The following is an 18,796-nucleotide window of genomic DNA, read 5'->3' on the forward strand; positions in this document are numbered from 1 at the left end:
CTAATTACATGAAAAAACACCGTCTCTGTCTGATCACCGTGGCCATGATGGCTGCAGGCTGTACCACGTATCAGCACCCCGAGCCGACCCAGGCCAAGGATGCCCTCAAACAGGCCATGAACGAACAGCAGAAACAGGCTGCCCCTCTGACCGCGTTGCCTAAATCGGTGCAAAGTGAATTGCTGCAGCTGAACCGGCCGCAGATGCCGGTCGGCATGCCGGAGAAGCGGCTGCGTATCGCGGCTCACGACGTGGAGGCGGTAGAGTTTTTCGGTTCCCTGTTCAAGGGCTCCCGCTACAGCGTGGCGGTTCACCCCGGGGTGGCCGGGCTGGTCTCCGTCGAGCTCAAGGATGTGACTCTGCCAGAGGTGCTGGCTGTGGTGGGCGACATGTACGGCTTCGACGTGCAGCGCAAGGGCAATGTCTTCCATATCTATCCGGCGGGTCTGCGTACCGAAACCATCCCGGTCAACTACCTGATGATGTCCCGTCGTGGCCTCTCCCGCACCTCGGTCAGCACCGGCGGGGTGACGGCCAATGACAGCAATAACAGCAGCGACAGCAGTTTTGACAGTGCATCGAACAACAACAGCACCAATAACTCCTCCAGCAACAACTCGAACGGCGACAGCAGCAATGGCACCCGTATCGAGACCGATACCAACAGCGACTACTGGACCGATCTGCGCGACTCCCTGCAGACCCTGATTGGCACGGGTGATGGTCGTGCGGTGATCACCAGCCCGCAGGCGGGTCTGGTCACCATTCGCGCCTACCCGAAAGAGCTCAAGGCAGTGCGTGAATTCCTGAATCAATCCGATAGTCACCTCAAGCGGCAGGTGGTGCTGGAGGCGCGGATCATTGAAGTTGCCCTCAACGAAGGGTATGAGCAAGGAGTGGACTGGAGCGGTCTCTCCGCCAGCTGGGATGGCAACAAGGGGATTACCGGTGGCGGTTCACTGGCCAATACCCAGTTACCCACCACCCCTAATCAGATCTTCACTGCACTGGGTGGCGGCGCCGGTTTCAAGGTCTCTGACGGCAACTTCAATGTAGCGGTCAACCTGCTCAAGACTCAGGGCGATGTGAATACCCTCTCCAGCCCCCGTGTCACCGCGACCAACAACCAGAAGGCGGTGATCAAGGTGGGGACGGACGAATATTTCGTCACCAATGCATCGACAACAACCGTGAGCACGACGAGCGGTGATCGAACAACTCCCAATGTAGAGTTGACCCCTTTCTTCTCAGGTATCTCTTTGGATGTAACACCACAGATCGATGAAGAGGGGAAGGTGCTGCTGCATATCCATCCCTCCGTTATCGATACTGAAGAGCAAACCAAGACCATAAAGGTGACAGACAGCGATACGCTGGTGTTGCCGTTGGCGAAAAGCTCCATTCGAGAGTCCGATACCGTGGTGCAGGCCAATAACGGTGACATTATCGTTATCGGCGGCCTGATGAAGACCGACAAGCAGGAGATCGTCAGCAAGGTGCCGCTGTTGGGGGATATTCCCTGGGTGGGTGAAGCCTTTACCAACCGCCGCGAGAGCACCAAGAAGGTGGAGCTGGTGATCATGCTCAAACCGACCGTGGTGGAGAAAGATACCTGGCAAAACGAGCTGCAACGCTCCTCCGAGCTGCTCGACAAGTGGTATCCGGCCAAGGGCTGACCCATGACACCAGATACGGTCACCCTTATCCCGAACGGCCTGTGCTGCCTTGCCAGCACAGGCTGCTTGCTCGCTGTGGCAGGCGAGGTCTCATGTACCTGACCCACTTCGGCCTGCAGGAGGCACCGTTCAGCCTCACTCCCAATACCGGCTTCTACTACGGCCTGCCGCCTCACGAAGAGGCGCTGCAGGTGCTGAACTGGGCGCTGGCGCAGGGGGAGGGCTTTATCAAGGTGACCGGCGAGGTGGGTACCGGCAAGACCCTGCTCTGCCGCAAGCTGCTCAGCGAGCTGGGCTCGGAAGCGCGTCCGGTGCGGCTTGCCTGGTTGCCCAATCCCCACCTCACTCCGGCCGAGCTGCGCATCGCGCTGGCGCTGGAGCTGGGGTTGGCGGTAAGGGATCAGAGCGAGCTGGATCTGACCGATCGCATCCATCGTCACCTGATCAGCCTGCACCAGCAGGGCAGTCGGGTGGTGGTGCTGATCGACGAGGCGCAAGCGCTGCCGGACGAGACACTGGAGGCGATCCGCCTGTTCGGCAATCTCGAGACCGAATCGAGCAAGCTGCTGCAGATCGTGCTGTTCGGCCAGCCGGAGCTGGATGCCAGACTGGCCAAGCCGCATCTGCGCCAACTGCGCCAGCGGATTGGCTTCTCCTACTGCCTTCGGCCGCTGCGTTTTGACGAGACCCGCGCCTATCTGGAGCACAGATTGCAGGTCTCCGGTTACCGCGGGGCACCGCTGTTTGCAGGTCGAGCCATGCGTCTGTTGTGGCGCGCATCGCGAGGGATCCCGAGACTTATCAATATCCTGGCGCAGAAGTGCCTGATGCTGGCCTATGGTCAGGGTGTGCGTCAGGTCGATAGCCGTCTGGTACGGCTCGCCATTCGCGATACCGACGATGCCAGCCGCTTTGCGCCACGGCGCTGGTGGCCCCTGTTACTGTTGCTGGGGTGCGCCCTGGCTTATGGAGTCTGGCCATGAGCGTTATCAACCAGATGCTGAAAGATCTGGATCGGCGCCAGCAAGGATCCGAAGGTGCTGCCGTCTATATTGCCCCTGCGCGCCAGCAGGGATGGTGGATGTTGCTGTTGACCTTGATCTGCGGTCTGGCACTGGGGATCCTCGGTTGGCGAACCTGGATCTACTGGCAGCAGACCCATACCGTAACGGCTGCCAGTGAAGTGATCGCCCCCGATGTGGTGGCAAGGGCCGCCTCGCCAGTCAGCCAGCCCGAGCCGGTCGAGGTGGCGGCCGCGCTGCCGCTGCCAAGTCAGGACGAGGTGAATGATGAGGTTGGGGAATATGACTCTGGCGACACGACCGACGGTGCGCCCTTTGATGCCTCCAGCGATGTTGACGAGACGGAGCCGACCGATGAAGAGCTGCAGCCCGAGCTTTACGCCGAACTGGCGGCAGAGCAACAGGCCGTCGCCAGCGCACCGCGCAAACCGAGTGTATTAAAGATCGAGACGGTCGAGCTGTCGGCCAAGGAGCTGGCGGCGCTGGCGGAGCGCAAGGCGACCACCGCCATGGCCAAGGGAAGCCTGCGGGATGCGCAGGACAACTACTATCAGGTGCTGGCCCACGATCCCTACAATCAGGGGGCGCGCGAGCAGCTGGCGGGGCTGCTCTACGGCGAGGGCCGCCTGACCGAGGCGCGTCAGCTGCTGGAGGAGGGGATCCGGCTCGATCCCCAACAGGCCGATTTTCGTCTGCTGCTGGCCCGCCTTGCCATCAGCGAGGGGCAACAGCAGCAGGCGCTTGGCTGGTTGTCCGGTTATCAGCCGGATCTCGCCAGCAACATGGACTATTACGCGACCTGGGCCGGGTTGACTCAGGAGCTGGGCCAGAATGCCGATGCGGCGGCGCTCTATGTGAAGCTGCTGCGTCAGCAGCCGGATCAGGGCCGCTGGTGGCTTGGCCTCGGCGTGGCCGAGGATGGTCAGGGTCACAGCCAGCGGGCGCTCGATGCCTATCGCAACGCCCTGTTGCACGGCAACCTCGGCGAGGCATCGACCAACTGGCTGGAACAACGAATTGGCCAACTAACCCCTTGATAAACAGCAGGTTCGATTAGCTAAGCCTAATCGGATGCGGCAACGGGTGTGAAGTAACAGAGATCGGAGCAAACATGGCACAACCCAGACTGAAAATGCGCCTCGGCGACCTGCTGGTACAAGAGCAGATCATCTCTGATGATCAGCTGCAGCTTGCCCTGCAGCAGCAGCGTCAGACCGGCCGCAAGCTGGGCACCACCCTCATCGACCTCGGCTTTATCAGCGAGGTGCAGCTGTTGCAGTTTCTCGCCCGCCAGCTGGATGTGCCCTTCTTCGATCTCAACAACCTGACCATCGACGCCGCTGCGGTGCCACTGCTGCCCGAAGTGCAGGCGCGCCGTTATCGGGCACTGGCGGTCAACCTTACCGACGACAAGGTGACGGTGGCCATGTCGGATCCGGCGGATCTGAGCGCACTGGATGCCGTCGCCGCCCTGCTCAGCCCGCGCATCATGGTGCTGGCGGTGGCGCGGGAAGGGCAGCTGCTGGAGTATTTCGACCGCCTCTATCGCCGGACCCGCGAGATCGAGAGTTTCGCCGAACAGTTGCAGGAGGAGTATCAGGACTCCGGCTTTGAGCTGGGCTCCAGTAACCTAGGGGCCAACGACGAGGGGGAGGCGACGGTGGCCAAGCTGCTGCGCTCCCTGTTCGAGGATGCGGTTCAGGTGGGGGCGTCGGATATCCACATCGAGCCGGACGAGAAGGTGCTGCGCATTCGCCAGCGGATCGACGGTATCCTCCACGAGAACATCCTCAACGAGGTGCGCATCGCCCAGGCGCTGGTGCTGCGCCTCAAGCTGGTGGCCGGGCTCGATATCTCCGAGAAGCGGCTGCCGCAGGATGGCCGTTTCAACATGAAGGTGCGCGGCCGCGATGTCGATGTGCGGATGTCCACCATGCCGGTGCAGTATGGCGAGTCGGTGGTGATGCGTCTGCTGGATCAATCCTCCGGCATTCTGTCACTGACCGAGACCGGCATGCCGCCGGAGATCCTGACCCGTTTCCGCCGTCAGCTCAAACGCCCGCACGGCATGATCCTGGTGACCGGCCCGACCGGGAGCGGCAAGACTACCACCCTTTATGGCGCCCTCTCCGAGCTCAACCAGTCCAGCAACAAGATCATCACGGTAGAAGACCCGGTGGAGTATCGTCTCTCCCGCGTCAATCAGGTGCAGGTCAACCCCAAGATCGGTCTCACCTTCTCCAACGTGCTGCGCTCTACCCTGCGTCAGGATCCGGACATCCTGCTGGTGGGGGAGATGCGGGACAACGAGACGGTAGAGATCGGTCTGCGTGGCGCCATCACCGGTCACCTGGTGCTGACCACCCTGCACACCAACGATGCGGTGACCAGTGCCTTGCGCCTCATCGACATGGGGGCGCCCGGCTATCTGGTGGCGAGCGCCCTGCGGGCGGTGGTCGCCCAGCGGCTGGTGCGGCGGGTATGTGAGCACTGCGTTGAGGAGAAGGCGCCCGACGAAGGGCAGGCCACCTGGCTCACCGTACTCTCCGGCGAGGCGCCCGGCCAACACACCTATCACAAGGGCCGGGGTTGCCAGAGCTGCAACTTTACCGGTTATTCCGGCCGGATCGGGGTCTACGAGCTACTGGAGCTGGATCAGCCGATGATGGATGCCCTGCGCCGCAACGATGCGGAAGGGTTCGCCAAGGCGGCCCGTCAACACGAACACTACCGGCCGCTGGCCCTCACCGCCCTCGATTATGCCCGTCAGGGGATCACCTCGGTGGATGAGGTGTTGCGACTGGCCGAGGATTTGGGGTAAGCGATGGCTAACTTTGCCTACAAGGGGCGTGACAGCCAGGGCAACGCCACCAGTGGCGTGGTCGAAGCGGCCAACGAGATGGCGGCCGCCGAGCAGCTGATGCGCCGTGGCGTGATGCCGACCGAGCTCAAACCGGGCAAGGCCAAGTCCGCCGCCATCGACTGGTCACTGTTGCTGGAAGGGGGCGTCAAGCTGGACGAGCTGGTGATCTTCAGCCGCCAGATGTATGCCCTGACCCGGGCCGGGATCCCGATCCTGCGTGCCATCGCCGGGCTGGAGGAGGGCACCCACAGCAAGCCGCTCAAGCGGGCGCTGCACTCGCTGGGGGAGGATCTCGGTAACGGCCGCCCGCTCTCCAGCTCGATGCAGGCGCACCCCAAGGTATTCAGCAGCCTGTTTGTCGCCATCATCCATGTGGGTGAGAACACCGGTCAGCTGGAAGAGGCCTTTTTGCAGCTCGCCAACTATTTCGAGCTGGAGCTGGAGACCCGCAAGCGGATCAAGACCGCGATGCGCTACCCCAGCTTCGTGATGATCGCCATCGGTATCGCCATGGTGATCCTCAATATCATGGTGATCCCGGTGTTTGCTGGCATGTTCGCCAAATTCGGGGTGGAATTGCCGCTGGCTACCCGCATTCTGCTCGCCACCTCGCACTTTTTTGTCAACTACTGGTGGCTGCTGCTCGCCATTCTGGCTGGGATGGTGTTCGGCTGGCGCCGCTGGGTCGCCACCACCAAGGGCAAGCTGACCTGGCACCGCTGGCAGCTCAAGTTGCCGATCGTCGGCACCATCATAGAGCGCTCCCTGCTGGCCCGTTTTGCTCGCAGTTTTTCCATGATGCTCAAGGCCGGGGTGCCGCTGAACACGGCGCTGACCCTGGTGGCCGATGCAGTAGATAACGCTTATATGGCGGGGCGGGTGCGGGATATGCGCGCCGGTATCGAGCGGGGCGAGAGCCTGCTTCGCACTGCCAGCAGCAGCGGCCTGTTCACCCCGCTGGTGATGCAGATGATCGCCGTGGGGGAGGAGACAGGTCAGGTCGATGACCTTCTACACGAAGCGGCCGAGTATTACGAGCGGGAGGTGGATTATGACCTCAAGAGTCTCACCGCTCGGATCGAGCCGATCCTGATCGGGATCGTGGCAGTAATGGTACTGATCCTGGCACTGGGTATCTTCACCCCCATGTGGGACATGATGCGCGCAGTTCGCGGCAAGTAACTCGGCATCTTCACGCCTGAGTGGTGGGACATGATGGGAGCTGTAAGAGGCAAGTGATCGGTGGAGTCGAGGGCTGGATGAGCAGACAGACGCAGCAAGATGATCGCTGGCTGACCGGATATCGGCGGATCGCCGTGATCATCCTGCTGATGGTGATTGTGGCGACCCTAGTGCGCAGCTATCAGGGCCACCGGGAAGAGGCGCAGCAGCTCACCCTCACTTTGCTGGGGGAGCAATTTGCCGAGCGGGCACAGCGTTTGCACGGCATTTGGCTCGATGAGCGGCGCCCGCAGACACTGCATGTTGCCGGCAAGGGGTGGCAGTTTGACGCCCGGGGTTGGCCTCTGGGGCTGGTGCCGCTGCAATCCCCTTCGGAAAATTGCCGTCAGTTGTGGCTGGCACTGATGGGTGAGACGAAGGGGGGCATGCCTCCCCTGCAGGTTCTGGCCCGCCCCGATGGCAGTGGTTGCGAGATGGGGTGGGATGGTTATTGGCTGGTTTATCAGTTTTCTGATGGGCGGGTGATGAAAAAGCCTTGAATGAAACTAATCATATGACCCAACTACATGATTTTTTTGGGCCTGCATGAAATAATGTAGGGCATTACGGAGGGAGCATGACAATGAAACCAATGGCACCAACAATGCCGGAAAACGGGATGAGGAGACGGTCTGCCGGCTTCTCCCTCATTGAGCTGGTGATCGTTATCGTGATCCTGGGGATCCTGGCGGTGACTGCGCTGCCACGCTTTCTCGATGTGACCGATGAAGCGAAAAAGGCCAGCGTGGAGGGAGTCTCTGGCGGTTTTGCTACCGGCGTTTCGCTGGTGCGTGCTCAATGGGAGGCGGAAGGTCGCGCCAAACAGGACAGCCTCAATACCGTGCTCTATGACGGCAGCCGCTTCTATCTGACCACTCCGACCGATACCCAGATCAGCAACGGCGAGCTGTCGCCCGGCTATCCCATGGATACCGTTGCAAGCGGTAATCCCGATGTGGATCCCGCTAATCTGACCGCCGAACGTTGTCTCAATATTTGGGAGGGGTTACTGCAAAACCCGCCCAAGGCTACGGCCAGCTTCAATGAAGTGCGCGGTAGCGGCAATGACCTGAAATACTATGCCACAGTGAGCAGTAATGGACTGGATTCGGTCTGCCGTTACTATTTGGTCAATAGTTTGAGTAAGGGCAGTGATGGCAAGTATCAGGATCCGCAAGGCAAGACTGATGCATTTATGAGTTTCAGTTACCGCCCGGCATCCGGTCAGGTGACCACAAATATTAATTAACAGAGGAAAGTGAAATGAAAAAACAGGCGGGTTTTACCCTGATCGAACTGGTTATCGTGATCATCATTCTGGGTATTCTGGCGGTTACCGCTGCACCCAAGTTCCTGAATCTGCAGGATGATGCACGTCAAGCTGCTGCTGATGGGGTTAAGGCATCCTTGCAAAGTGCGGCCAACCTAGTTTACAGCAAAGCTGCAATTCAGGGGATCGAAAAGTCTTCTGCTGCTGTATCTGTTGCGGGAACTACTGTTAAGGCTAAGTTTGGCTATCCGACAGCAGATACCATCGCAAGCGCAGTTACCTTAGATGGATGGGATGAAGTATCTGCATCCAAAGGGACCTTCAAGCCTGCTGCTGCAGGCAATAACGCTAATTGCCAAGTCAAATACAATGAGGCATCAGAGAATGATCCCTTTAGTGTTGATGTCAGTGGTTGTAGTAACTGATTGTTCGACCAAGCGAGGCTTCGGCCTCGCTTTCTCTTTTCCCTGATGAGAAGTCCCATGCCTGCAACCAAGGGCTTTACCCTGATTGAATTGGTACTGGTGATCCTGTTACTCGGGATTCTGGCCGCCTTTGCCGTGCCCAAATGGCTGGGCAAAGGCGGCTTTGAAACTCAAACCGTACGTGACGAGTTGCTGACCCGCTTGCGGCTGGTGCAGACCGTCAATATGCATGAGCCTGCCAACCGCTGCACCCAGCTGGTGGTTGCCTCCCCCCGTTTTGCCCACCGTACTTATGCTGCGTGTCCTGCCAGCGATGATCTGAGCAGTGGCTGGACCGACAATCTGCGCACCCGTGGTCGGCTGGTGACCCCCTCTGCCGGTATGTCTATCTCCCTCAATAACAGCAACAACTTCGTGCTGCGCTTCGATCAGATGGGCAGACCGCTAGGCAGCTGCGCCACCGGTTGTACCTTGCTGGTGAGTGATGGTCGCGAAACCAGCCGTATCCAGATTGAGTCAGAGGGATATATCCATGAGATCCCTTAAGCGTGGTTTCACCCTGATTGAGCTGATCGTTGGCATAGTGCTGCTGGCGGTGGCTTTGACCGGTATTTTGGGGTTGCTTATCAATCAGGCGCCACAGGCGGTAGACCCGGTGCAGCAGGTACGCGCCGCCCAGCTGGCCCAGCGCCTCTCCGGCGAGATCTTGCAAAAGTCGTTTGATGAACATTCGGATCATAACGGTGGTCGTTATCGTTGTGGCGAGCAGGTGGCAGGGGTGACCATCTCTTCCTGCTCCACCAGTTATGGTCCGGATGGCGAGCCCGCATCCTATGCCTATAACGATGTGGATGATTTCGATACCGCAGGTAGCTGGGTGGATGCCAACACCCTGACCCAAACTGAGGTGGGAGTCAGCAGTGAGGAGTATCGCAACTATCAGGTGAAAATTGCGGTGAGCGGAGCCGATTTCAGCGACGGCACCTTCAAGAGTTGTGCCGCACCCTGCTCTGTGGGCAAGCGTATTGATCTGCAGATCAAGCTACCGGATCAGAGCGTGCTCGACTTCTCCTTCTATCGGGGGAATTACTGATGGATCGCTCTGCTATCAGGTGTTGCCTGTCTACCGGAATATCCGCGCCCCTAGCCAACTCCGGCGCCAGATTAAGCCTGGCGGCCAATCGAACCGACCGTAAACCTCGGGGTAATCGTGGCTTTACCCTGGTCGAGCTGGTGATGGTCATCCTGCTGCTCGGGATTATGGCGACCTTTACCAGCCAGTTTATCGGTATCGGCAGCCAGATTTATGGCGATGCCAGTAGTCGTGAGCAACTGATGAGCGATGCCCGCTTCGCCATGGAGCGGCTTAACCGCGAACTGCGCGATGCGGTGCCGGGATCGGAGCGGATCGAGACGACTGGCGGGACATGGGACGACACCGGTGCCTGTTTGCGGTTCTGGCCCATCAGCACCTCCAGCCGCTATTTGGCGCTTAACCACGCCATGTCGGGGAGCACGGCCACCCTTGAGCTGGTGATGGCGACCCCGGCTTCTGCTGCCAATCCGCTGGATGTGGATGCCACCGCCGTTAAAAAAGACGATCAGCTGATCGTCTTCCCCGTGCCGGACAAAAATGTCGGTTCGCTTACGGCAGGCTGCGATTATGGCCGTTGTGTAGCCAGGGTTACCGATGTGCTGACGCCCGTATCCGGAGCGCAAACCATCCGCTATACCAGTGCCGAGAGTCTGACGGGACTCTCTCCAGGCAGCCGGGTCTACTTTGCCAATCAGCAGGTACGTTACTGTGTGGAAGGAAACACGCTGACCCGCGCTACCGCGCCCATTGGGGGACCCTTACCTGCACAGGGCGTGTTGATGGCGGATTCCCTTCGTATTGGCACCTTCTATCGGGAAACCTCGGCGTTTAACGCCGAAGGGGAGTTTGGCATGCGCTTTGTCTTCGAGCGCAAGGGGGAGTCGGTCACCTTCAACCACAAGATCGAGGTGTTCAATGTGCCCTGATCCACAGGCTTTCGGACGGATGCGAGGCAGTGCCTTGATGATCGCCCTGTTTGTGATTGTGGTGATGGCGCTGCTGGCGGCTGCAATGGGCCGTTTTCTGGTCGATAGCGGCGAGAAAAATACCGTGGAGGTGCGCAGCGTGCGGGCCCTGCTGGCCGCCCAGAGCGGGCTGGAAGTGGCGCTCTATCGGTTGTTCCCCAAACGCACGCTTGCCCAACCGAACCCACCTGCGGTCTGCCCGGCAAGCAGCCCACTGAGCTTTGCCAGCACGCCCGGATTGACCAACTGCCAGGCAGTGGTTCGTTGCGCCACGGTGCCGGTGACCTATAACGGATCTGTGACCAATGGCTATCGTCTCGAGAGTGTCGGAACCTGTGGCAGCTCGGAACTTAACAGTGCCAACCCTGATTTTGCCGTGAGCCGACCCCTGATGGTTGAAGCTTATGATGGAGGAACGCCATGAATCGTGATGGCGATGATGTCGGTTGTGTTAGTCACTTCTGGCTGGAGTGGTTATCGCTGTTTCAGTGCAAGTCATTCGCCTGCACTTTGTACTGACGATCGATATTGCGGCAGATGATACAAGTGGAGAGGAAAGTGATGGATTTTAAATGGCTGGTTGGTTTATTACTTTTCTGCGGTACAGCTGTGGCGCAACAATATAATTTATCCATCAATCAATACCCACCATGTAATACCACATGGCAAAAGTCAGGAAATGTTTACACCTGTACTGGTGGTAATGGTCAGGTAACATTAAACGACGGTGATGTGATTGTCGCTAGTCAAGATTCAACGCTGAGTGCAGATGCCGGGATTTCTCTCACGAATAACAAGATTGGCAGTGCCTCAAGTAGAATAAACCTTAAGGCTAGTTTTGGTGGCATTGTATCTCAAGGATATCAAAACACCATATATGGTGATATTTTAGCTGGTGGCTCAAATATTACACTGAACAATATCTACTTATACGGAAGTATTACTACCAGTGGGAACGTGTCGCTAAACTCGGGAGTTGTTCAGGGAAATATCACCAGCAGCAGTAACTCTGTCAGTGTGACTAATGTGCAGTTATCAGGAGATATCAATGCAAATAGCTCGGTGACGATATCTGGCGGAACTTATAGTGGTAATATTACCATGAGCTCAAATAATCCAGTGACGTTCAACTCAGTTAATATGACTAGTGGAAGTGTCTCTGGGGCTAGCTCTTTTAATGCAACAGGTAGCCAACTGGGATCTCAGGGAAGTCCTGTCATTATCTCGACCACATCAAATAATATCACTGTTACCAATTCTACGGTTTATGGCAATCTGACTGCTGCAACAAATAATGCCGGTGGGGTGGTGAATGTCAACAATAGCTCTGTGACTGGTACTTGCTTACCAGTATCAAATCCGGTAAATGCTTGTGTCCCGGCACCTGTTGCCTTGTATCAGCTTGAAGAGAGTAAGTGGACTGGCGTTGCAGGAGAAGTCAAAAACGCTGTTGCTGATGTGCTACATGGTCGCGCAATGAGGGGGGCGAAAACTAATACTGTGTCGCCTGCATTACCTGCAAACGCGAATAATCTTGGCACTTGTGGTTATGGTGAGTTTACTGGCAGCAGTAATCAATACATTGAAGTGCCACATGACGCTCGCCTGTCATTTTCCAATCAGTTAACTGTTTCTGCTTGGGTATATCCGGTAAGTCGGCCATCGGCTGGAAATTTGTATTCTATCGTGTCAAAAGATGGCAACTACGAGTTTCATCTGGATAGTCAAGGCAGAGTGTTTTGGTATTGGGAAAGAAGTTCTGGCGTGAGCCGGACACTGACATCAAACACCAGAATACCGTTAAATACGTGGTCTCATATAGTCATTCGCTATGATGCAATGGCTGCTAATAATCAACGTCAAAAAATATATATCAATGGCGTCGCTGATACAGCTAGAAGTAATGATGCAAACTCATTAAGAGCAAATACACAAAATTTGGAGATTGGCCGAGATTATATTGATAGTCGCAGCTTTAATGGCCGAATTGATGAGGTTGCTATTTATGGTTCGGCCCTGTCTGACACTCAGATAGCTGAGTTATATAGTCAACGTCATCCCTGTGGTGGCTCGACATTGATTTGTGAGACCGATGACTTCTCCCAGCCGCTCGGTGATAGGTGGGCCGTCAAGCAGAGTGCTGGCGGATTTATACCATCCATTACGGCAGACCGACGTTTACGGATGACCCAAGCCAGCACGGGGCAAGCAACCTCCGCGACTTATCAGCGGTTATTTCCTGCTGCTGGCAATCTGGTGACGCTGACATTTAATCACTACGCCTATGGTGGCACGAGCACTGGGGCAGATGGCATGACAGTTGTGCTTTCTGACGCGTCGGTGACGCCACAGCCAGGTGCTGCTGGGGGGCCCTTGGGTTATGGCCATTATCAACCGAGTAACTCACCTGGATTTGCTGGCGGTTGGCTCGGTTTTGGCTTGGATGAATATGGCAACTTCTCATCATTTGGGGGGGGGGGAAGTGTGGGCTATCGCCCGCAATCGGTTGTCGTGCGTGGCTCGGGATCCAATTTTTCCGGATATAACTATCTGCGAGGCACCTGTAATAACGGAACTACCAATGTTAATACCAGTTGCTTGAGTCCAAAGGTAGATGGCAACGGTAGCGCCAACCATCGTTACCGTCTGACGATTGATTCACGAACCAGTGGGCGAGCGATTGTCAAAGTAGAGCGTGATACGGGAAGCGGGTTTATTTCTCTTATCGATTCGTTTGATGCGCTGGATCCTGCATTGGGGCAAAGTCCGTTACCGCAAGACTTTTATGTGTCATTGACAGGTTCTACAGGTGCCCTGACCAATATTCACGAACTCGATAACGTAGAAATATGTGCGCTGAAATCAAGAGAGGTAGGCGTTCAGGTAGATCATTTCGAGTTGCAGTATTCGGGTCAACCTCTGACCTGCAATCCGGAAGAGATCACTATCAAGGCGTGTGCAAATCCAGATTGCAGTCTGCTGATTACCGAACAAGTTGCTGTTTCCTTGTTGCCACAGAGCCTCCAGGATGGTGGTTGGTACCCATTGTCTGGTGCCAACAATGTGAGTGGCAATACGGTGACCTTTACCGGTGGAACGGGCAAAGTTTTGTTGCGTAACAATACTCAGACCCAAGTTACGTTGGGCGTGAGCAATTCCGTTCCTGCTGTCAAACCACTCAGTGAAACCTTGTGCAAGGCTGGGGCCGGTACGCCCAGTGCGGCAGCCTGTACCCTGAACTTTGCCGATAGCGGCTTCTTCTTTGATGTGCCTGATACTTATTCCAACCAGCCTCAGGATGTGACTATCAGTGCGGTCAAAAAAGACGACATTACCAAGCAATGTGTGCCCGGATTTACCGGCGTGAGATCTGTCGGCTTTTGGGGAACGTACAACAATCCAAATACCAATAGCTTTGGTAGCAAGATCTCCATCGATGGCAACGCTATTGCAACTTATGCCGGCAGTGTTCCTTCACCAACGCCAACCACCCTTAACCTGACTTTTGATAATCAGGGTAAAGCGACCTTGAAAAAAGTGACCTACCCGGATGCGGGTCAGATGCAGCTTTCAGCCAGTCATAATGGCAGTGGTGAGACGGCGGGTCTGGTGATGACGGGGTCCGACACGTTTGTGGCACGTCCTGTCGGCTTGTGTATAACCCCTCCGCAAGGGGTCTGCGCGGCTGGTGATAGCAGCTGTCCGGTCTTCAAAAAAGCGGGGGATACGTTCCAGGTAGATATCAAGGCGATGGCCTGGGAGTCGGCCAATGATGGAGATATCTGTGCAGGGAATCTGACTACGCCCAACTTTGCTTTGACTAACATCGCTCTTGCTACTCAACTGGTTGCCCCGATTCCCGGGCAAAATGCGCAGGTCGGTACAGCGAGCTATAACCACTCTAACGGGATGGGCATCAACAATCTCAATAAGGTCTCCCAGTCAGTCAGCGAGGTGGGAGTGTTCCGGATGACGGCGACGCCGCCAGCCAATGGCTACTTCAATTACACCATCCCATCAGCCCAGAGCCAGCCGGTGGGCCGCTTCGTACCCTGGGATTACAGTTTGAGTAATGGCTTTATCACGCCTGCCTGCAATGCCTTTACATACATGAGCCAGCCCTTTGCCAGCGGTTTTGTCCTCACTGCACGCAATCTGCAGAAAGGGACGACACAGAACTATCAGGGGGCGTTCGCTAAAGGGGTTGCTGAGATGGTGGCTGCCAATGCTCTGGATGGGGTTGCGCGAGACAAGCGTATTACACTATCTCCCTCGCTCAGCTGGGCAAGTGGTATTGCGAGCGTTAATCAGCAGTCACCTTTGGGGCTGAATACCCGCTTTGATCGTGCAGCGAGTCCAGAAGCACCTTTCGCCACGTTGAGCTTTGGTATCAAAGTCGATGATAAGGATGGCGGCAATACACTGTTGGCTAATCCAAATATGAATACTGCTGTTGCTGGGACATGTTCCGGATCGGGGTGTAATGCGGTGCTGCTGGGTACTCAAAAGCTGTTGTACGGCCGCCTGCAGGCTGGTACGGCGGCGGGCCTGGCCTCGGCGCCGCTGGCCATTCCACTGCAGATGCAATATTACGAAGGGGGCAACTGGCTGCAAAACAAGGAAGATCAATGTACCCAGCTCTCTTTGGCCAATCAGGGGTTCATTTTTCTTAATCCGAGTCACACCTTTGATGCGGCGACTCGCGAGCTGAATCTGGGGGCGGGTCGCAAGATCAAGCTGGGGTTGGGCAGTTCGGCACCGGGTGGGGATGCTGCACTGGCGAAAGACGGGGAGATCTTGTTCCACTTTGCCAAGCCGGACATCTCGGTGCGCATCCCCTACAAGGTCGAATTGGCAAAACAGCCGTCGCAGCCCCTCTGGTTGTCTGACCCAACGAGTGCCAATGACGGCAACCTGCAAGGTGAGGCCATTTTCGGCTCCAGCCGGGGTAATGACAGAATTATTTATCGGCGCGAAGTATTGCATTGAATGATGTGTGAGGGGGGCTGGCTCAACAGCATCCCTCTAAATCCTTGTTTATTAGTATTTGCAAGCGTGTGCGAGTGAGTGATGACTCGCATTTTTGTCGCGCCTGATTGATTGGCGACAGTTTGAGCGCTTGCCCATTGGGGTGGGCATTGGTAAAGTTAGCCGGTTTTCTGCACCTCCAAATTCTTAGGATTTCCCGTAGCCATGTTCAAAAAGCTCAGAGGCGTCTTTTCCAACGATCTGTCGATCGATTTGGGAACTGCCAACACCCTGATCTATGTAAAAGATCAAGGGATCGTCCTTAACGAACCCTCAGTTGTCGCCATTCGCCAAGAGCGCGGGAACGCCAAATCGGTCGCTGCTGTCGGTCATGCCGCCAAGCAGATGCTGGGCCGTACCCCGGGCAACATTTCCGCAATCCGCCCGATGAAAGATGGCGTGATCGCCGATTTCTACGTGACTGAGAAGATGCTGCAGCACTTCATCAAACAGGTTCACGACAACAACTATTTCCGCCCCAGCCCGCGTGTGCTGGTGTGTGTACCGTGTGGCTCCACTCAGGTTGAGCGTCGCGCCATCAAGGAATCCGCTCTGGGTGCTGGTGCCCGTGAGGTCTACCTGATCGATGAGCCTATGGCTGCTGCCATCGGTGCCGGCCTGCCGGTATCCGAAGCGACCGGCTCCATGGTGGTTGATATCGGTGGTGGTACTACCGAAGTGGCCATCATTTCCCTGAACGGTGTGGTCTACTCCCAGTCCGTCCGTATCGGTGGCGACAAGTTTGACGAAGCCATCATCAGCTACGTTCGTCGCAACTACGGCAGCCTGATCGGTGAAGCGACTGCCGAGCGCATCAAGCACGAGATCGGCTCCGCCTATCCGGGCGAAGAGGTGCGCGAGATTGAAGTCCGTGGTCGCAACCTCGCCGAAGGTGTACCGCGCAGCTTCACTCTCAACTCCAACGAAATCCTGGAAGCGCTGCAAGAGCCGCTGTCCGGTATCGTGGCTGCCGTCATGGTGGCGCTGGAGCAGTCTCCGCCGGAACTGGCTTCCGACATCTCCGAGCGCGGCATGGTGCTGACCGGTGGTGGTGCGCTGCTGAAAGATATCGACCGTCTGCTGATGGAAGAGACCGGCATTCCTGTCGTCGTGGCCGAAGATCCCCTCACCTGTGTGGCCCGTGGCGGCGGCAAGGCGCTGGAGCTGATCGATATGCACGGTGGCGATCTGTTCCACTACGAATAAGACCCAAAGCCGGCCAGCGTGCCGGCTCTTTTTTGACGACCCATGAAACCCATTTTTGGTAGAGGCCCTTCGCTTCAGTTACGGTTGTTTCTCGCCGTCATCATCTCCATCGCTGCCATCGTCGCGGATTCCCGCTTCGGTGTGTTTACCCATGTCCGCGTCTACCTCAGTTCGTTAGTCAGTCCCCTGCAATACATGGCCAATGCGCCCGGTACCCTGCTCGACACCATGTCGACCCAGGTGCAGACCCGTGCCGATCTCATCGAGCAGACCAAGCAGCAGGAGCAACAGCTGTTTACCCTGCGTGCCCGTCTGCTCAAAATGGATCAGCTGGAGCACGAGAATCAGCGGCTGCGTGAGCTGCTGGGTTCGCCGGTGCACAAGGAGTCCCGCAAGATGGTGGCCGAGCTGCTGTCGGTGGATTCCGACCCCTTCAGCCATCAGGTGCTGATCAATAAGGGGGCGCTGGATGGCGTCTACAACGGTCAGGCGGTGATCAACGATCAGGGTGTGATTGGTCAGGTGCTCCACGTGGGCTCCACCACCAGTCGCGTGCTGCTGATCACCGACTCCAGCCATGGCATTCCGGTGCGGGTGCTGCGCAACGACTTGCGCGCCATTGCCTCCGGCAGTGGCGAGCTCGACAAGCTTGAGCTGCGCAACCTGCCGCGCAACACCGATATTCAGGTGGGTGACCTGCTGGTCACCTCCGGTCTGGGTGGCCGCTTCCCGGAAGGTTATCCGGTGGCGACTGTGACCCGCTCCGAGTATGTGGAGGGCAAGCCGTTTGCCCAGGTCGAGGCCAAGCCGCTGGTGGAGCTGGACAGACTGCGTTATCTGCTGCTGCTGTGGACCGACAAGAAGCCTGAAGTACACGATGAGGATGGCGAACGGGCGGCTCCCGCTGCGTCCGCCGCAGGAGCCACCCGCTGATGCTAGAACCCGCCAGCGGCAGGATCTGGATCTGGATCTCGATCCTGCTGGCCTTGAGCCTGTCGATCCTGCCGCTTCCTTTCGAATTTGACCCCTTCCGTCCGGACTGGCTGGCCATGGTGCTCATCTACTGGGCACTGGCTTTGCCGCATCGGACCAACGTCGGCACCGCCTGGGTGGCGGGCCTGCTGCTGGATGTGCTGCTTGGCAGCACCCTCGGCGTGCGGGCGATGGCGATGGCCATTACCACCTATCTGGCGGCCTTCCAGTTCCAGAAGATCCGCAACTTCTCCCTCTGGCAGCAGGCACTGATCATCGGTGGCCTCTCGCTGGTGGGTAAAATGACGGTATTCTGGGCCGAGCATCTGTTCAGCCAGGCCAGTCTCAACTTCTCCTACTTTTGGTCGACGTTGACGACGATGCTAATATGGCCCTGGGTGTTTCTGGTGCTGCGCAAGGTGCGGCGCCGCTTCAATATCAGGTAAATATGAACAAAAACAACGAACCACAACTCTATCTCGCCTCGGCTTCTCCCCGTCGCCGTGAACTGCTGACCCAGATTGGCTACCGCTTCGAGGTGCTGAAACTGGATGTGCCCGAGCAGCGGGAAGAGGGTGAAAAGGCGCAGGATTATGTCTGCCGTCTCGCCCGTGACAAGGCGATGGCGGGCGTGGCGTGTGCGCCGACGGCGTTGCCGGTGCTGGGTGCCGACACCATAGTGGTGCTGGGCGACCGGGTACTGGAGAAACCGTCCGATCTGCTTGATGCCAAAGATATGCTGGAGTCCCTCTCCGGCAAGGTGCATCAGGTGATGACGGCGGTGGCGCTGGCCAGCAAGGATCGTTGTGACGTGCGTCTGGTCACCACCAACGTGGCGTTTCGCAAGCTGGACGAGGCCGAGATCGAGGCCTACTGGCAGACCGGTGAGCCCTGTGACAAGGCCGGGGCTTATGGCATTCAGGGTATTGCCGGCAAGTTTGTCAGCCGCATCGAAGGGAGCTATAGCGCCGTGGTCGGCCTGCCCCTGCTGGAGACAGACCTGCTGATCAAGCATCATCTGGAACAGCTCAAATAATTTCCCGTCAGCTGTG

17 protein-coding genes are annotated in these 18,796 nt (G+C 57.3%); all 17 read left to right on the forward strand.

Annotation, left to right across the window (positions count from 1 at the left end; genetic code table 11):
- Positions 1-8: 8 nt before the first annotated feature.
- The 17 genes from mshL to AB5Y86_RS08670 all read left to right on the forward strand — a co-directional run bounded on the left by mshL (position 9) and on the right by AB5Y86_RS08670 (position 18,780).
- Entirely contained in the window at positions 9-1,676 is a 1,668-nt protein-coding gene (mshL, locus tag AB5Y86_RS08590) for a pilus (MSHA type) biogenesis protein MshL (protein WP_368192596.1), read from the forward strand.
- A gap of 92 nt (positions 1,677-1,768) precedes the next feature.
- Positions 1,769-2,659, forward strand: a complete 891-nt coding sequence (mshM, locus tag AB5Y86_RS08595; protein WP_019446483.1) for an MSHA fimbrial biogenesis protein MshM — start codon at positions 1,769-1,771, stop codon at positions 2,657-2,659.
- Complete coding sequence (locus tag AB5Y86_RS08600; protein ID WP_368192598.1) at positions 2,656-3,735, forward strand: tetratricopeptide repeat protein; 1,080 nt, start codon at positions 2,656-2,658, stop codon at positions 3,733-3,735. Before mshM ends, AB5Y86_RS08600 begins: the two co-directional genes overlap by 4 nt.
- Positions 3,736-3,809: 74 nt before the next feature.
- On the forward strand, positions 3,810-5,519 hold the full coding sequence (gene mshE / locus AB5Y86_RS08605) for an MSHA fimbrial ATPase MshE (RefSeq protein ID WP_005348611.1): 1,710 nt from the start codon (positions 3,810-3,812) through the stop codon (positions 5,517-5,519).
- 3 nt (positions 5,520-5,522) lie between these two features.
- On the forward strand, positions 5,523-6,743 hold the full coding sequence (locus tag AB5Y86_RS08610) for a type II secretion system F family protein (protein ID WP_139476570.1): 1,221 nt from the start codon (positions 5,523-5,525) through the stop codon (positions 6,741-6,743).
- Positions 6,744-6,820: 77 nt separating this feature from the next.
- Positions 6,821-7,282 carry a hypothetical protein gene (locus AB5Y86_RS08615; RefSeq protein WP_005340030.1) on the forward strand — a complete coding sequence of 154 codons (462 nt, stop codon included), beginning with the start codon at positions 6,821-6,823 and terminating at the stop codon, positions 7,280-7,282.
- Positions 7,283-7,359: 77 nt separating this feature from the next.
- Positions 7,360-8,031, forward strand: coding sequence for a prepilin-type N-terminal cleavage/methylation domain-containing protein (locus tag AB5Y86_RS08620; RefSeq protein WP_005348617.1), 672 nt, complete (start codon positions 7,360-7,362; stop codon positions 8,029-8,031).
- A 14-nt stretch (positions 8,032-8,045) separates the two neighbouring features.
- Positions 8,046-8,477 (forward strand): prepilin-type N-terminal cleavage/methylation domain-containing protein, encoded by a 432-nt coding sequence (locus AB5Y86_RS08625; RefSeq protein ID WP_047434680.1) that lies wholly within the window; start codon positions 8,046-8,048, stop codon positions 8,475-8,477.
- Positions 8,478-8,534: 57 nt separating this feature from the next.
- On the forward strand, positions 8,535-9,023 hold the full coding sequence (locus tag AB5Y86_RS08630; RefSeq protein WP_368192600.1) for a prepilin-type N-terminal cleavage/methylation domain-containing protein: 489 nt from the start codon (positions 8,535-8,537) through the stop codon (positions 9,021-9,023).
- Entirely contained in the window at positions 9,010-9,570 is a 561-nt protein-coding gene (locus AB5Y86_RS08635; RefSeq protein WP_064337481.1) for a prepilin-type N-terminal cleavage/methylation domain-containing protein, read from the forward strand. Before AB5Y86_RS08630 ends, AB5Y86_RS08635 begins: the two co-directional genes overlap by 14 nt.
- The gene (locus tag AB5Y86_RS08640; protein WP_368192601.1) at positions 9,570-10,499 is read left to right on the forward strand and encodes a PilW family protein; all 930 of its coding nucleotides are present in this window, start codon (positions 9,570-9,572) and stop codon (positions 10,497-10,499) included. Before AB5Y86_RS08635 ends, AB5Y86_RS08640 begins: the two co-directional genes overlap by 1 nt.
- A 37-nt stretch (positions 10,500-10,536) precedes the next feature.
- A complete protein-coding gene (locus tag AB5Y86_RS08645; RefSeq protein ID WP_368192602.1) occupies positions 10,537-10,962 on the forward strand; it encodes an MSHA biogenesis protein MshP in 426 nt (141 codons plus the stop codon).
- A gap of 137 nt (positions 10,963-11,099) precedes the next feature.
- A complete protein-coding gene (locus AB5Y86_RS08650; protein ID WP_368192603.1) occupies positions 11,100-15,527 on the forward strand; it encodes a DUF6701 domain-containing protein in 4,428 nt (1,475 codons plus the stop codon).
- 204 nt (positions 15,528-15,731) lie between these two features.
- Positions 15,732-16,772, forward strand: coding sequence for a rod shape-determining protein (locus tag AB5Y86_RS08655; protein ID WP_005340051.1), 1,041 nt, complete (start codon positions 15,732-15,734; stop codon positions 16,770-16,772).
- A gap of 42 nt (positions 16,773-16,814) precedes the next feature.
- Positions 16,815-17,705: a rod shape-determining protein MreC gene (gene mreC / locus AB5Y86_RS08660; protein WP_005340053.1), complete on the forward strand. Its 891-nt coding sequence runs from the start codon at positions 16,815-16,817 to the stop codon at positions 17,703-17,705.
- Positions 17,705-18,190, forward strand: coding sequence for a rod shape-determining protein MreD (gene mreD, locus AB5Y86_RS08665; RefSeq protein WP_005340054.1), 486 nt, complete (start codon positions 17,705-17,707; stop codon positions 18,188-18,190). Before mreC ends, mreD begins: the two co-directional genes overlap by 1 nt.
- Before the next feature lie 2 nt (positions 18,191-18,192).
- A complete protein-coding gene (locus AB5Y86_RS08670; RefSeq protein WP_005340055.1) occupies positions 18,193-18,780 on the forward strand; it encodes a nucleoside triphosphate pyrophosphatase in 588 nt (195 codons plus the stop codon).
- The last annotated feature ends 16 nt before the right edge of the window (positions 18,781-18,796 follow it).

Source organism: Aeromonas sp. s8, assembly GCF_040907785.1.
GTDB classification, from domain to species: Bacteria; Pseudomonadota; Gammaproteobacteria; order Enterobacterales; family Aeromonadaceae; genus Aeromonas; species Aeromonas veronii.